This window comes from Gottfriedia sp. NPDC058432, from assembly GCF_042721555.1.
Classification (GTDB): Bacteria; Bacillota; Bacilli; order Bacillales; family Bacillaceae_G; genus Gottfriedia.
Window position 1 is genome coordinate 56,558 of the sequence record NZ_JBHXLC010000019.1, and the last position, 15,351, is coordinate 71,908.

A 15,351-nucleotide genomic window follows, 5' to 3' on the forward strand; every position below is an offset into this window, starting at 1 on the left:
GAAGTCTCTGTTAGAGTGTAAAGTTGATTTTCTAAAAGCTGATGATGAAGCATATTTTTTTGTTCTTATTGCTTAAATGATTCTAATTTTTGAATTTGAATTCCTTCTTCATCAAAGTTCTCCTCTGCCAACCATTGAGTTAATGCCTGTTTATGTAGGGGCCATTCTTCTATTAGCATTGAAAACCAGGTGGTGCTTCGTGATCGGTTTTTATAGATAACGTTATTTCTAAAGGTGCCTTCATAACTAAATCCTAAACGTTTTGCTGTTTTAATGGAGGGAGCATTAAGAGAATCACATTTCCATTCATAACGTCGGTATTGGAGTTCTTCGAAAACATACTTAGCTAATAAATAGTGTGCTTCGGTCGAGATTATTGTTCTTCTTAAAGCATCCGAAAAATTTATACTTCCAACTTCAATTACCCCATTTGTCTGATCGATCCTCATTAAACTAAATATTCCAAGTGGTTTATTAGTCTCTTTATTTATCACAGCATAATAGATCTGAGTGCTACTTTCTATTTTTTCTAGTAATGTTTGTTCAAAATTTTCATAGTTGAGAGGTGGTTCGTCGGTTAAATAAGTCCAATTACTAGGATTAGAAATTTTAAATGCATTATAGAGATCTTTAGTATGAGTACGAGATAATCTAGTGACAATAGTATGTTTTCCAACATAATACATATCAGAAGGGAATTCTCTTATCTCCCAATTGGACAACTCCTCACCAATTGGCTGGTTGTATTTGTTTATTCTCTGATTCATTTAATCACCACATTTTATTTATTTTTTACTACAGTTTAGTTGGAAGGCGTGCAGAACTTAAGTGTTTTAACCATTTTATTCAGCTCATTTACCTTTATTCAATCACAATCTAGTAAAATCAAAAGTACCAGATGCGACTATTTTAATGGTACCAGCATTAAAGCGGGAGTGAAATATGATTGAAATAACTGGATTGATTCTACAAAAAATGTATAATTGTAACAATATTATAGAAAGTGAGTGATTTAATATGATAGTCAGCTCTTTACCTACATCTAACAAACTTGAGGTGCAGAAGTTTTCATATTTCAATTAAAATTCTTCCGCATATAATATTGGAGGAAATGAAATGTTTAGTTATTATGGTGCATTAAGTACGGAAGTATATGATTTTACCAAACCAGTGGGGTATTCAATTGATGGTGATATTGAATATTATCTTGAAAGACTAAAAGGGACTAAAGGGAAAATACTTGAAGCAGCTGTCGGTTCTGGCCGATTCTTAATTCCCTTACTTGAAAATGAATTTATTGTTGATGGCATAGATTATTCAACTGAAATGTTAGATTCTTGTCAAAAACGATGCGAAGAAAGAGGCTTAAATCCGAAGCTTTATGAAGGTAACTTACGTAGTTTTTCTTTGGAATCAAAATATGAAGCTGTCGTTATACCTACTGGCTCCTTTTGCTTGATAGACAATTTAACGGATGCTAAAGATGCACTGAAATGTTTTTATAATCATTTAATGCCAGGAGGGCGCCTAATAGTTGATTTGGAATTACCAAGCAATTGGCGTACAGGTGAAATTACGACTGCAACCTTTCCTCTTTCTAACGAAGAAGGCATATCATTAGAAAGTAAATCAATTGAAATCGGAACAATTATCATTAATCGTTATTCAACTAAAATGGTAGATTGGTTGTTCAGAAAATCATGTATAATTAAAGAAAATAGTTATTTCGAGGAGTACGCAAAATGCCATCACTTGATTTTATATTAGCAAAAGGGAAAAAGAAACGAGACTGGTTAGATAGACAACACGTATCTTTTGATGAAAAAATTCATGTGTATATTGCTAATCAGGAAAGAAATAATGCAAGTATGCGGTTGCTTACTTATTTGGACCAATATGCTGATACTTTATTTAGAGAAAAAGAAATTAAGGAATTGCTAAATTTGTGCGATTACATGTTAACTAAATACATAGCTGAATATGACCGTACAGAAAAGGAAATTAGAAAATTTGCAAATGAACTAAAGGTATTGTGCATAGAAGCGCTTGAACAAAATTTATTAATCATTTCATTAGGTGATTAATTAATAAGCAGGAAGCCATTAAAAGTCATATCATTGATATGGCTTTTTTAATTCAACTATATTTATACTTCTCGTAAATATTTAACTGTAATGTAATTAGGAATTTGACAGGACCTAACATCATATCCTTTACTCTGTCATTAGTAGCTAACTTATTATTTTGTTGTAAGAATTTGAACCAGTATAGGTAGTTGTCGAGATATTTAGTAGCCACTCCTTGAAATCTATCCATCCAATCTCCAAGGCGTTTATGAAAGCTGTTGACATGCTGAACATGGTATATGCCTTTTTTCACATAACCTTCTTTACTGACATTAATTGTTTCGTGTTTTAGACCTTTATCCAATGCAAACTTTTTATAGTTCGTTGCAGTATCTGTGCATAACAAAGCAGAGGGGTCTATATACTCCCCAATTACCGCATCGATTTCTTCTGCTCGGACACGACCACGACCAGCTTTTCTAACAACTACTTGACCATTAGGTCTTGTGCAACTACAACTGCAATTTTTAGACTACTTATACCTCTTTTTGGGTCTCTTCCACCACGTTCTTTGGGGTCTCTGCCTTCTACTTTACGTCCATTAAAGGACTCTTTAAAAAAGGTCTCGTCACTTTCAACGATTCCCTTTAAACCTTGAAATCCTAATGAACGCAATGCAAATAAAATCTTGTGCCTCCAATAGAAACAAGTTGAAATGTGAATTTTAAGCTCTTCAGCAATTTTGGGTAAGGTGTAGTCTTCAATCATCATACGAAAATATTTAGCCCATTTTCCAAGATATCGCGAACCTGAAATTGGGGTATTTGTTAAGTCATTAAAAGACTTGGAGCAATCATGACAGAAGTAACGCTGTCTTCCACGATATTTTCCGTTTCGCTTAACCTTTATACTCCCACAATGAACACAACCAAGACCTTCGCTGCACCCTTAAGGAGTATGGTCAAAATAGCAGCAATCTATGCGAAAACAGCCATACAAAAAGACTTGTTTTCTTGTTTAATTAATGGACATGCGTTAGTTACATAAAGGTTCATAAAGGTTGTCTAATTAGACAACCTTTTTTAGTTCAAATAATTTAACAGCGGCTTTAAAAAAAACTAATGTCGAAATATATTTATAAATAAGAGCATTTAAAAAATACGTAATTTTCATAATTTTGGAGGATTTTTGAAAGTGTTTGTCGAAATTTTAATTATTCTTTGCATTTATATTCTTAATGAAAAGAAAAATCGAGTTTATTACATAGGTAAATTCGACGATCCAATTTATATTTACATCTTATTAAATTAAGAGATAAAGAAAGGAGTGGCTTTATACATGTCAGAAAATACTAAAACTTCGAACCTTAACTTGGAAGAGAATTTATTTGCTGAATTTCCAAAGCCTACTGTACAAGAGTGGAGAGATGTTGTTGAAAAATCCTTAAAAGGAGCCACTATTGAGGAAAAGCTTGTAACAAAAACATATGAAGAAATAATTTTGAAGCCGATGTATGGGGAAGAAGATATCGCTAACTATCCTTATCTAAACGCACAACCAGGAGAATTTCCTTTCGTTAGAGGAACAAGTGAACAAGGTTATCTAGAAAAGCCATGGGAAATTAGTCAGGAACTAGATTGTTCTTCTCCAATAGAGTTCAACCGTGTTGCAAAACATGATTTAGACAAAGGTCAAACGATGTTAAAGATTCAACTAAACGAATCTTTAGAAACAACTAGTCAAAATAATAATTCAAATAAAGGGTTAATCCTAACATCTATTAAAGATTTTAGAATAGCCTTTCAAAATATAAATTTAGAGGAAGTTCCTTTATATATTGAAACAGTTAACGGTGGGCAAGCATTTTTTGGTTCATTTATCGCATATTTACAACAACAAAATTACGATTTTAATAAAATAAATGGCTTTATTGGAATGGATCCGATCAGTAATTTAGTGAAAGAAGGGACACTTCCGTATTCTCTTGAAAATGCTTACAAAATGATGGCAGAGATCACAAAATGGTCAGTTAATCATACTGCAAATTTAAGAAATATTTTAGTACAGTCACATCCTTATCACGATGCAGGAGGAAATGCAGTTCAAGAATTAGCATTTGCTATTTCAACTGGATTAGAGTATCTACGTGAAATGGATAATCGACAAATCCCGCTTGATGATGCAGCGGCTAAAATACTATTCTCGTTTTCTGTCGGATCGAACTTCTTTATGGAAATCGCAAAATTAAGAGCAGCTAGAATGATTTGGGCAAGAATTATAAAAGAATTAGGTGGCAATGAAGCTGCACAAAAAATGAACATTCATTCACGTACATCTGCATGGACAAAAACGATTTATGATCCTTATGTAAATATACTTAGAGGAACTGTTGAAGCTTTTGCAGGAGTAATTGGAGGATCTGACTCACTTCATGTTTCGCCATTCGATGAATCGATAAAATCATCTGATGAGTTTTCTAGACGTATTGCGAGAAATACACATTTAATTCTTGAAAAAGAATCAAATTTATCAAAAGTCTCTGATCCAGCTGGTGGTTCTTGGTATATTGAATCACTTACTTACTCTTTGGCTGAAAAGGCATGGGAACTATTCCAAAAGATTGAAGAAAAAGGTGGAATGGTTAAGGCAATACAAGAAGGTTTTCCTCAAGCATTAGTTAAACAGGTTGCAGAAGAAAAATCGAACAACATAAAAAATAGAAAAGCTAAATTTATTGGGACTAATATTTATCCGAATCTGAATGAAACAAGAATAGAGAAAAAAGAATTGAATCGTTCAGAAATTGAAGTGAATAAAGAAAACATTGATGGCGGTTCCGAAAATTTAGTATTACAAACTGGTTGTTCAATTGAAGATATAATTGATGCAGTAAATATTGGTGCAACAATTTCGAATATTTTAAATGAAATGAATTTAATAGATTCAGAACTTCCTAGAGTTAATCAATTAGACATACATCGTGGTGCACAACCTTATGAATCATTACGCCAAAATTCTCAAAGTTATAAAAATAGTACTGGTGAATTCCCAACTGTATTTGTAGCAAATTTTGGACAAGTTGCAGCATACAAGCCTCGAACTGACTTTGTTACTGATTTCTTTGAAGTTGGAGGATTTAAGGTGCTACAAAATAAAGGCTTTACATCCATTGATGAAGTAATCGAATCATTTAAAAAATCAGAATCGACTATTGTTGTCATTTGTTCAACTGATGATCAATATTCAGAAGTTGTACCTTCTATAACAAATCAGATTAAAACAATTAATCCGAATGCCAAAGTACTTTTAGCAGGAAAGCCGTCATTTGATGATATGAATTTATACAAACAAGTTGGAATTGATGATTTCATTCATATCAATGTAAATAATTTCGAGAAGTTAGAAAATCTTCAAAAGGATGGAGGGATTTTGAAATGAACAAACTAACAGACTTTACAAAGATGCCATTTAATACAACATTTTCAGCACCAAATATAGCACCTCCTAAACAGATGCAAGTTAAACAAGAAGATTGGAAAACTTTAGAACAAATAGATGTAAAACCATTATATGATTCGACTGATCTTAATCAGATGGAACACTTAGGATATGTTTCTGGAATTGCTCCGTTTTTACGTGGACCTTACCCTGCGATGTATATTAACAAACCTTGGACAATTCGCCAATACGCAGGCTTTTCAACAGCGGAAGAGAGTAATGCATTTTATCGAAGAAATTTAGCTGCTGGTCAAAAAGGTTTATCGATTGCTTTTGATTTAGCTACTCACCGTGGGTATGATTCGGATCATCCTCGTGTTGAAGGGGATGTTGGAAAAGCAGGGGTTGCAATTGATTCAATCCTTGATATGAAAATTTTATTTGATGGTATTCCGTTAGATAAAATGTCAGTTTCAATGACAATGAATGGTGCTGTACTTCCGGTTTTAGCATTTTATATTGTTGCTGCTGAAGAACAAGGCGTACATCAATCACAGCTTACAGGAACAATTCAAAACGATATTTTAAAAGAATATATGGTGAGAAATACTTATATTTACCCGCCAGAAGCATCAATGCGTATTATTGCTGATATTTTTTCTTATACTTCACAAAATATGCCTAAATTCAACAGCATCAGTATATCTGGTTACCATATGCAAGAAGCAGGGGCAACTGCTGATATCGAGCTAGGCTATACTCTAGCAAATGGATTGGAATATGTTCGAACTGGTTTAAAAGCGGGAATCGATATTGATTCGTTTGCTCCTCGTTTATCATTTTTCTGGGGAATCGGAATGAACTATTTCATGGAAATCGCAAAAATGAGAGCAGGACGCATGCTTTGGGCTAAATTGATAAAATCATTTGATCCAAAGAAAGAAAAATCGATGGCGCTTAGAACGCATTCACAAACATCTGGTTGGAGTTTAACAGAACAAGATCCATTTAATAATGTGACTCGTACTTGTATTGAAGCGATGGCCGCTGTGTTAGGGCATACTCAATCACTTCATACGAATGCTTTAGATGAAGCAATTGCATTACCAACGGATTTCTCTGCTCGTATTGCCCGTAATACGCAGCTTTATTTACAAGAAGAAACTGGAATTTGTAATGTAGTGGACCCTTGGGGAGGTTCATATTACATTGAATCGTTAACAAATGAATTAGTACAAAAAGCATGGGCACATATTCAAGAGGTTGAATCATTAGGTGGTATGGCAAAAGCGATTGAAACTGGTTTACCAAAGATGAGAATCGAAGAAGCTGCGGCAAGACGTCAAGCTCACATCGATTCAGGTAAAGAAACAATTATTGGCGTTAATAAATATCGCCTTGAAAAAGAAGATCCATTAGATGTTTTAGAAGTCGACAATACTGCAGTTCGTGAAGCGCAAATTATGCGACTACAAGAGCTTCGAGCATCTAGAGAAGAAGCTAAAGTGCAGGCAGCATTAACCGCGATTACTGAGGCTGCGGAGTCTGGGGAAGGTAATTTGTTAGCGCTTGCAATTGAGGCTGCTAGAGCTCGTGCAACATTAGGTGAAATTTCGGATGCCTATGAAAAAGTAGTAGGTAGACATAAAGCTGTTATTCGTTCAATTATGGGTGTTTATAGTGCGGAATACGGTGAAAAAGATGAAATAGAGATTGTACGTAAAATGGCTGATGATTTTGAAGAGAAAGAAGGTCGTCGTCCTCGAATTATGATAGCTAAACTCGGACAAGATGGTCATGATCGTGGAGCGAAAGTAATCGCAACAGCATTTGCGGATTTAGGATTTGATGTAGATATCGGTCCTTTATTCCAAACACCAGCGGAAACGGCACTTCAAGCAGTTGAAAATGATGTTCATGTTATCGGAATGAGCTCTTTAGCAGGTGGTCACAAAACGCTACTTCCACAATTGATGGAAGAGTTAAAAAAACTAGGTCGACAGGACATTGTTCTTGTAGCTGGAGGGGTAATACCAGCAGGGGATTATGAGTTTTTATTGAAAAACGGAGCAGCAGCAATCTTCGGACCAGGTACTGTTATCCCAGTTGCGGCACAAAAGGTTATTGAAGAAATTAATCGCCGACTTGAGGATTCGATTTAAATGGATCAAGAAAACAAGAGAAAGAAAAAGCTTTCTGAAGACGACTATGTAAATGGAGTACTTGAAGGCAATCGAACTATTTTAGCCCAAACAATTACCCTTATAGAAAGTAATTCGTCAGCACATATGTATTCTGCACAAAATGTGTTGACGAGGTTACTTCCTCATTCAGGTCGTTCGATCCGGATTGGAATAACTGGGGTTCCAGGAGCCGGTAAAAGTAGTTTAATAGAAAGCTTTGGAACTTATTTGTGTGAACAAGGGCATAAAGTAGCCGTTTTAACAATCGATCCAAGTAGCACAATTACAAAAGGTAGTATTTTAGGAGACAAAACAAGAATGGATTCACTTTCAAAGAATCCGAATGCATTTATTAGACCTTCTGCATCAGGCGGTTCTCTTGGTGGGATTGCACGTAAAACAAGGGAATCAATGCTAGTATGCGAGGCAGCAGGCTATGATGTGATTTTAATCGAAACTGTCGGTGTTGGACAAAGTGAAGTACAGGTTCGTTCAATGGTAGATTTTTTTCTTTTAGTCATGCTAACTGGAGCAGGAGATGAGCTACAAGGAATTAAAAAAGGCATCATGGAACTTGCAGATTCAATTATCATCAATAAAGCTGATGGACAAAACAAATTAAAAGCTAATGCGGCTAAGGCTGAATTTAATCGAATACTCCACTTATTACAGCCTTCAACTCCTGGCTGGACAAGTAAAGCATATACCGCTTCTGCGTTACTTGGTGAAGGTATTGAAGAAATATGGAATGAAATTAATGCTTTTAAAGATCTAACAACTGAGTCAGGCTATTTTTCTTTGCGACGTCAAAAACAAATGATTGATTGGATGTACAACATGGTTTTTGAACAGTTGAAACTAAGTTTTATGAATCATGAAAGTGTGAAACTAAATTTAAAAACGATTGAAAGTTCAATTGTAAATGGAGAATTAACAGCAACTTCAGCTGCAAACTATTTATTATCCATTTTTGAAGGCAATAGGAAGGAGACATTGTAATGCAAGAGACTAGTCCTAAAAAAATTAATCATATTGGAATTGCAGTAAGAGATTTAGAGACTTCTATTCAATTGTATACGAATGTGCTTGGTTTAAAACTTAAAGGAATTGAAATTGTTGAAAGTGAAAAAGTACGAGTAGCATTTATCGAAATCGGTGAAGTGAAAATTGAGCTTTTAGAAGCAACTAGTCCAGAAAGCCCAATTGCAAAGTTTATTGAGAAAAAAGGCGAAGGAATTCATCATATTGCTTTAGAAACAGAAAACTGTGAGAAACAGCTTGAAGTTGTGAAAGAACACGGAATTAAACTAATTAATGAAGTTCCAAAAAAGGGTGCGCACGATAGCCTAGTTGCTTTCCTTCATCCAAATTCAACGAATAAAGTATTGTTCGAGCTATGCCAACCATCATCTAGTTTAACCAGAAAGGAAGTTGAATAAAGTCATGACAACAGCTTATGAGAAAATTAATGAATTAATGGATCGAAAGAGAGTAATTGAATTGGGCGGTGGAGACGAACGAATAGATTTACAGCATAATAGAGGAAAATTAACTGCTAGAGAACGTATAAATCTTTTATTAGATGAAGATACTTTTGTCGAATTAAATCCCTTTATTAAACATCGCGCTACGAATTTTGGAATGGATAAAATGGATAGTCCGGGTGAAGGCGTTGTCACTGGTTACGGTAAAGTACATGGACGTCTAATTTATGTATTTGCGCAAGACTTTACAGTTTTTGGTGGAGCATTAGGTGAAATGCACGCTTTAAAAATTGCGAAAGTTATGGACTTAGCAGCAAAAGTTGGCGCTCCGATTATAGGGTTAAATGATTCGGGCGGTGCAAGAATACAAGAAGGAGTAGTTTCTTTAGACGGTTACGGTCATGTATTTTATCGCAATTCGATTTATTCAGGCGTTATACCACAAATTTCTGTCATTATGGGCCCGTGTGCAGGAGGAGCAGTCTATTCACCAGCAATTACTGATTTTGTTTTTATGGTTGAGAAGACGAGCCAAATGTTTATTACTGGTCCAAAAGTAATTGAGACAATAACTGGTGAAAAAATTACTTCAGAAAATCTAGGAGGAGCAAAAGTTCATTCTTCGATTAGCGGTGTAGCACATTTCACTGAAGAATCAGAACCTGAAATTTTAGAGCAGGTGCGTAGACTTATTAGCTTTTTACCTCAAAATAATAATGAAAAACCAGAAGGCGTTCCTTTCTTTGAAAATGATGATTGGAGAGAAGAGTTAATTGACTTAGTTCCAATTGAATCTACGAAAGTTTACGATGTAAGAAAAGTCATTGAGCAAATACTTGATTCTGGAGATTTCATGGAAGTTCAACCAAACTTTGCAAAAAATATTGTGATCGGTTTTGGTCGAATTGATGGACAAAGCGTAGGAATCATAGCAAATCAGCCAAAAGTAATGGCAGGCGGTCTTGACATTAATTCATCTGATAAACTATCAAGATTTATCCGTTTCTGTGATTCATTTAATATACCTTTAATTACATTTGAAGATGTAACAGGTTTCTTCCCAGGAGTAAACCAGGAGCATGGTGGAATTATCCGTCACGGAGCTAAAATTTTATATGCATATTCAGAAGCTACAGTTCCAAAAATTACTGTAATCTTAAGAAAAGCATATGGCGGTGCATACGTAGCAATGAATTCAAAAGCAATTGGTGCAGATGTAGTATACGCTTGGCCAAATGCAGAAATCGCCGTAATGGGACCAGAAGGAGCAGCGAATATTATCTTTGCAAAAGAAATCAATCAAAGTATCGACCCAATTGCAACTCGTGCTGAAAAAATTTCAGAATACAGAGAAATGTTTGCAAACCCATATGTTGCAGCTTCTCATGGTATGGTCGATGATGTTATTGATCCACGAGAAACACGTAAAGTCTTAAAACAATCCTTAGAAATGTTAAGAACAAAAAGTGAAACAAGACCTAACAAGAAACATGGAAATATACCGCTTTAAAGATTAGGGAATTGAGGAGTATATTAGGTATGGAAATAATCCTCACTAAACTACCTCTACTGTGAAAATTTTGGTAGATTTAACATGTCCTTAATAAAACTAAAGTGACTAGATATACTTCAAGATTAGTATATCTAGTTTTTTTGTGAGAAAATGTTAAAAATTACATTTTATTAAATTAATTGATATATTGACAAATAAAAATTTTTATGTTATAATAAAATATTTTTGTGTTGACTCTGTGGGCTTTAATCGTTACGATAGTACTTGGAAATGATTCACAATATAGTTCGGGAGTGATTTTATGCTTGGTAGTAGTAAGATTCAAATGTTAAACATTACGATGAATTCAAATGGAATGACAAATACAATTCATCCAACGCTAATTTGGGATGACGAAGATGTGGTTTTAATTGATACAGGCTATCCAGGACAATTAAACGAATTTCAAAATTGCTTTGAAACTGTAGGAGTACCATTTGAAAAACTTAATAAAATACTGATTACTCATCAAGATATTGATCATATTGGCAGTCTTTCTGTAATCGTAGAAGAGTCTACTAATAAAATTGAAGTCTATGCGAGTGAAATAGAAAAACCTTATATTCAAGGTGAAAAGTTACTTATTAAAATTACGCCAGAAAAAATTGCGAATGCTGTAGCGGCATTGCCAGCAGATACAACAGATGAATTCCGAAAAGCATTTAAAAACAGATTAGAAAATCCCCCAAAAGGTAAAGTTGACCATATTGTTACACCAGGAAATGATTTGGCAATTTGTGGTGGTATTACTGTAATTGACACTGCTGGACATACACCAGGACATATAAGCTTTTATCATAAAGAGTCGAAAACATTAGTTGCAGGAGATGCACTAATGATTGAAAATGGTCAATTAAACCCTTCAAACCCGGGGTACACTTATGATATTGAACAATCAATCAAATCACTTGAGGCTTTATTATCATTCGATATTGAAAAAGTAATCTGTTATCATGGTGGATTATTTGAGGGGAATGTAAAAGAAAGATTAAGTGAAATCATTCAATAAAAATAGTAAAGAAACGTTTTGGAGGCAAAAAGATGAGTAACAAGAATTATCAAGTATTAATAAAAGATCGTGTCTTTTTCGGTGGGGCAGATGACGTTAAAGACATGATGGAAAACGAAAATGCAGATATTGTTTTTGATTTAAGGGTAAAAAATTATGAGGTTGACCCTCAAATTAACCGTGTACATAGTCCGATTGTTGATGATAAAGAAGAACAAGCAGAAACACTTAAAAAAGCGATTGATCATGTCGTAGAAGCTTATCAAAATGATCAAAAAGTGTATTTCCATTGTGGTGGGGGGAATACTCGTGCAGGTACAGTGGCAATAGGAGCATTAATTGCACTAAACAAAGCAGAAACAATTGAAGAAGCTGAAAAAATGGCTAGATCAATACGTCCAACAATTAAATCGAATCCTGATATGAAGGAATCTTTAAAAAAGATTTTTCCTAATGCTTAAATAAAAATAAAAAACGCTAATTATACAAGTTTGTTTTGTATCATTTAGCGTTTTTTATTAAGAAATACCATTTAAAAGATCTCTTACACACTTAATAAATTCATTTTTGTCACTTGTATTTTCTTTAGTATTTGGAGAGATCACCCAAAAGTCCTCATAAACATAATCTGTTTCTTTAATGGGAATTACTTTTAATTCGCCATTTAATACATCAGGAAAATATTTTAAAGTTGTATTATGCACAAATGTAAATACGCTTCCTTCTTTAATAATTTCAATTAGTGTCATCGTCCGATTTGATTTAAGAACAATCTCATTTTTAAATTTTTTAACTAATTGCAGAAAATGTTTATTTGAAAAATTATACATTACAACTTTTTGATAAAGTAGTTCTTCAGCTGTAACAAAATCTAAATCATATAAAGGAGAATTTTTACCTACGATAATACAAACATTTCCTTTACTTAAAAATTCGAAATTAATATTATTTTCCTTTTCTAATTCCGCTTTTGAAGAAACAACTAACGCTAAATCATAGTCCTCTTTTGTTAAATTGTTAATGATCTGAGGTGAACCTTGTTCAATTAATTCAATTGTAGCGCCATTGTTTTTCCCAGAGTATTTTTTTAAAACATCGTGAATTGTAAAAGTGAACGTAGGTGCACATGCAATTTTCATATGTTTTACTCTAGTTTCCTTAAAAGTCGAAAGTTGATCTTTTAATTCTTTTAAATTATTTAAAATATCAATTGACCTAGATAATACTAACTCTCCCTCAAAAGTTAACGTAATTCCGCCTCTAGAACGATTAAATATATTTATTTCTAATTCTCTTTCAAGTTGAGTTATGGCTTGACTAACCCCAGAAGGAGAAATATGCAATTTTTTCGCTGCCCTTGAAATCGACTTCTCTTTTGCGATACTTACAACATATTCTAGTTGTTCAAAGTTCATTTTATCCTCCTAATATAAAAACTAACTTATCCTATCAATAGTTTAATATATTTAAGTGTTTTACATTGTTAAGTATTACTTAACTATAGCTTAACATATATGAAATATAATTTCTTCCGTAAACCATGTAAAATACTACTTAATTCCATTTAATTTTATAGGATTAATTAGGATTAAGTAATGAAATATCAGTAATTGAGTCTAATTACTGTTGAAAGTTGGGAATAAAAATGTTTACTAACAATGAGTTTAATCACCACGAAAATAAAACATTTATTTTTGTTGAAAATACTCTTTTCGTATCTGGTATATGTACAATTTTAATACATCATAATCTAGATGCTAGAAAAATAGATTTCCATGAAATTAATACAAGTGATTTAAATGAAACATTTTTTATTTGTCATGTGAAAAATGAAGAGATGGGAGTAAAATCTCAGCTTTTAAAGTTAATTGATAAGAACATTAATATAGTAATCATAAAAAATAATATAGATTATAAAGAAATAAAGAGTTTACTAGAAATTGGGGTAAATGGAATTTGCTTAACTGACATTGATGAAGAATATTTACTTTATATTGTAAAACAAGTTCAAAATGGCCAATTTTTCTTAGATTCTCGATTAACAAATTTAATTATTGAAGAAAATACACGACTTCTTGAGAATGGAAAGAAAAAGAAAGAACTAGATTCTGAGGCTATGAATAGTCTTTTAACAAAAAGAGAAATAGAAATTTTACAACTTCTAGCTCAAGGATATTCTAATATCCAAATAGGATCTGAATTATTTATTTCGAGTAAAACTGTTAAAAACCATGTTTCAAATATAATCCAAAAATTACAAGTACCTGACAGACTAAACGCTGTGATTTTTGCAATGAAAAATAATTGGATTTCGCTTGATTAAGAAAAAAATGACACTATTCTTTTACATAAAAGGATTAGTGTCACGCTTTTGTAAAACCATCTTGTAAATTATAATTATCAAATTTTCGTAAAAGAAGTAGAGTGTTGTTGATTTCCATTACAGGACTCTCGCTTTTCATGGGGCGAGACCTGAGCCTCCTCGGCGCGCCTGCGGGGTCTCAGCCTTCCCGCATATCCCATAGGAGTCGAGCATCCCTCCATTCCAATCAACTAATCCATCAATAAAAGTTTACGGAAAAAATACTAATTAAGTATCCTTTACTTAGTGTAACAGTTTAATAATCAATTTTTAGGTAAATTGGGATTGAACATTAACTAATAAACTAATCATTTAAAACGATATATCTAAAATTTGAAAAAACAATTACTATAGTTTGTTGGTATATTAAAATTGTTGAAACACTTTAACATTTAAAATCGTTACTAAATATAAAAAAATGAATTTTAACATCAATTCAATTCCCCTAAATTTTGTTTTCCTTATAGACCTTTTATACTTCAACAGTCTGACACTAATCTCTTGCATAAAAGGATTAGTGCTTTTTTTATTTTTAAAGCGCTTTCAAAATTTAAGAAATAATTCCTTTTCGAATTAATTCACCAACAGCATGAGAGCGATTGTTAGCACCAAGTTTTTTAATAGCAGATTTCACATATTGTTTTACTGTAAGTTCACTAATAGTCATGGAATCTGCCATCTCTTTTGTGCTTTCTCCCCAAGCAATGCGTTTCATTACCTCTAATTCTCTTTTACTTAAAATGATTGAATGATAAGCCCCAGTTGTATTTTCTAAAAATTTACCAATTAACTTACCATAGTATGTAAATGAAGAGAGTAGTTTATCATCCATATTAATAAAATCATCTTTAAATTCCGTTGAACAAATATATCCAACAACTACTGAACCGAAACAGATTGGCACAACAATCATAGAGTTAACACTAGAAGGGAAGATATATTTACTACTCGTTTGTTTTAAGTATTCAATTCCTGAACAAAACTTTGCTTTTCGCTCACAAATTGCTGAAAAGATGATTGGGAGCGAACGAATATCATCTCTTATTTCTCGTATATGTGATAATCCATCATATGAAATCAAAATAATGCCTTCACCTAAAAATCCAAAAGGAGAATATCTAAATAAATAAGCATTTCGAACGGGAAAAAGATTCATATAGATATCAAGAATATTGTACATATGTTCTTCATGACTTGTACTAACTTCAAGTTTTCGAATATGTTCTTGAATGGTATAGTCAGATACCACGTTATCAT

Annotated in this window: 12 protein-coding genes and 2 pseudogenes; 10 read left to right on the top strand and 4 right to left on the bottom strand. The window is 33.1% G+C overall.

All coding sequences use genetic code 11. The features are described from left to right. Window positions 1-65: 65 nt before the first annotated feature. On the bottom strand, window positions 66-767 hold the full coding sequence (locus tag ACFWM3_RS17625; RefSeq protein ID WP_390312265.1) for a GNAT family N-acetyltransferase: 702 nt from the start codon (window positions 765-767) through the stop codon (window positions 66-68). A 349-nt stretch (window positions 768-1,116) separates the two neighbouring features. Here ACFWM3_RS17625 and ACFWM3_RS17630 point away from each other — a divergent pair. Beyond that, window positions 1,117-1,641 (top strand): annotated as a pseudogene (locus ACFWM3_RS17630) (class I SAM-dependent methyltransferase); the annotation flags it as partial. 101 nt (window positions 1,642-1,742) lie between these two features. Further along, window positions 1,743-2,084 carry a hypothetical protein gene (locus tag ACFWM3_RS17635; RefSeq protein WP_390312267.1) on the top strand — a complete coding sequence of 114 codons (342 nt, stop codon included), beginning with the start codon at window positions 1,743-1,745 and terminating at the stop codon, window positions 2,082-2,084. A gap of 62 nt (window positions 2,085-2,146) precedes the next feature. On the opposite strand, the pseudogene ACFWM3_RS17640 reads toward ACFWM3_RS17635, so the two are convergent. Further along, window positions 2,147-3,005, bottom strand: a pseudogene (locus ACFWM3_RS17640) (IS1595 family transposase); the annotation flags it as partial. A 399-nt stretch (window positions 3,006-3,404) separates the two neighbouring features. Here ACFWM3_RS17640 and ACFWM3_RS17645 point away from each other — a divergent pair. The 7 genes from ACFWM3_RS17645 (at window position 3,405) to ACFWM3_RS17675 (ending at window position 12,193) form a co-directional block, all read left to right on the top strand. Beyond that, window positions 3,405-5,504 (top strand): methylmalonyl-CoA mutase family protein, encoded by a 2,100-nt coding sequence (locus ACFWM3_RS17645; RefSeq protein WP_390312268.1) that lies wholly within the window; start codon window positions 3,405-3,407, stop codon window positions 5,502-5,504. Next, a complete protein-coding gene (gene scpA / locus ACFWM3_RS17650; RefSeq protein WP_390312269.1) occupies window positions 5,501-7,666 on the top strand; it encodes a methylmalonyl-CoA mutase in 2,166 nt (721 codons plus the stop codon). Before ACFWM3_RS17645 ends, scpA begins: the two co-directional genes overlap by 4 nt. Beyond that, the gene (gene meaB / locus ACFWM3_RS17655; protein WP_056465862.1) at window positions 7,667-8,686 is read left to right on the top strand and encodes a methylmalonyl Co-A mutase-associated GTPase MeaB; all 1,020 of its coding nucleotides are present in this window, start codon (window positions 7,667-7,669) and stop codon (window positions 8,684-8,686) included. It begins immediately after the preceding gene. Continuing rightward, window positions 8,686-9,126 carry a methylmalonyl-CoA epimerase gene (gene mce, locus ACFWM3_RS17660; protein WP_390312270.1) on the top strand — a complete coding sequence of 147 codons (441 nt, stop codon included), beginning with the start codon at window positions 8,686-8,688 and terminating at the stop codon, window positions 9,124-9,126. The genes meaB and mce overlap by 1 nt, the downstream gene beginning before the upstream one ends. Before the next feature lie 4 nt (window positions 9,127-9,130). After that, window positions 9,131-10,681, top strand: a complete 1,551-nt coding sequence (locus tag ACFWM3_RS17665) for an acyl-CoA carboxylase subunit beta (RefSeq protein ID WP_390312271.1) — start codon at window positions 9,131-9,133, stop codon at window positions 10,679-10,681. A gap of 304 nt (window positions 10,682-10,985) precedes the next feature. Continuing rightward, window positions 10,986-11,732, top strand: a complete 747-nt coding sequence (locus tag ACFWM3_RS17670; protein WP_390312272.1) for an MBL fold metallo-hydrolase — start codon at window positions 10,986-10,988, stop codon at window positions 11,730-11,732. A 32-nt stretch (window positions 11,733-11,764) separates the two neighbouring features. Beyond that, window positions 11,765-12,193, top strand: coding sequence for a protein-tyrosine phosphatase family protein (locus ACFWM3_RS17675; RefSeq protein ID WP_390312273.1), 429 nt, complete (start codon window positions 11,765-11,767; stop codon window positions 12,191-12,193). Window positions 12,194-12,250: 57 nt separating this feature from the next. Here ACFWM3_RS17675 and ACFWM3_RS17680 read toward each other — a convergent pair whose 3' ends face one another. Then, complete coding sequence (locus tag ACFWM3_RS17680; RefSeq protein ID WP_056465851.1) at window positions 12,251-13,147, bottom strand: LysR family transcriptional regulator; 897 nt, start codon at window positions 13,145-13,147, stop codon at window positions 12,251-12,253. 230 nt (window positions 13,148-13,377) lie between these two features. Here ACFWM3_RS17680 and ACFWM3_RS17685 point away from each other — a divergent pair, with 230 nt between their 5' ends. Next, window positions 13,378-14,055, top strand: coding sequence for a response regulator transcription factor (locus ACFWM3_RS17685; RefSeq protein ID WP_390312274.1), 678 nt, complete (start codon window positions 13,378-13,380; stop codon window positions 14,053-14,055). A gap of 589 nt (window positions 14,056-14,644) precedes the next feature. Here ACFWM3_RS17685 and ACFWM3_RS17690 read toward each other — a convergent pair. Further along, window positions 14,645-15,343 carry a helix-turn-helix transcriptional regulator gene (locus ACFWM3_RS17690; RefSeq protein ID WP_390312275.1) on the bottom strand — a complete coding sequence of 233 codons (699 nt, stop codon included), beginning with the start codon at window positions 15,341-15,343 and terminating at the stop codon, window positions 14,645-14,647. Window positions 15,344-15,351: the final 8 nt, after the last annotated feature.

What these genes read in the sequence shown, in the direction of transcription:
- ACFWM3_RS17625 (WP_390312265.1), bottom strand. Translation starts at nt 767, where the DNA reads ATGAATCAGAGAATAAACAAATACAACCAGCCAATTGGTGAGGAGTTG.
- ACFWM3_RS17635 (WP_390312267.1), top strand. Translation starts at nt 1,743, where the DNA reads ATGCCATCACTTGATTTTATATTAGCAAAAGGGAAAAAGAAACGAGAC.
- ACFWM3_RS17645 (WP_390312268.1), top strand. Translation starts at nt 3,405, where the DNA reads ATGTCAGAAAATACTAAAACTTCGAACCTTAACTTGGAAGAGAATTTA.
- scpA (WP_390312269.1), top strand. Translation starts at nt 5,501, where the DNA reads ATGAACAAACTAACAGACTTTACAAAGATGCCATTTAATACAACATTT.
- meaB (WP_056465862.1), top strand. Translation starts at nt 7,667, where the DNA reads ATGGATCAAGAAAACAAGAGAAAGAAAAAGCTTTCTGAAGACGACTAT.
- mce (WP_390312270.1), top strand. Translation starts at nt 8,686, where the DNA reads ATGCAAGAGACTAGTCCTAAAAAAATTAATCATATTGGAATTGCAGTA.
- ACFWM3_RS17665 (WP_390312271.1), top strand. Translation starts at nt 9,131, where the DNA reads ATGACAACAGCTTATGAGAAAATTAATGAATTAATGGATCGAAAGAGA.
- ACFWM3_RS17670 (WP_390312272.1), top strand. Translation starts at nt 10,986, where the DNA reads ATGCTTGGTAGTAGTAAGATTCAAATGTTAAACATTACGATGAATTCA.
- ACFWM3_RS17675 (WP_390312273.1), top strand. Translation starts at nt 11,765, where the DNA reads ATGAGTAACAAGAATTATCAAGTATTAATAAAAGATCGTGTCTTTTTC.
- ACFWM3_RS17680 (WP_056465851.1), bottom strand. Translation starts at nt 13,147, where the DNA reads ATGAACTTTGAACAACTAGAATATGTTGTAAGTATCGCAAAAGAGAAG.
- ACFWM3_RS17685 (WP_390312274.1), top strand. Translation starts at nt 13,378, where the DNA reads ATGTTTACTAACAATGAGTTTAATCACCACGAAAATAAAACATTTATT.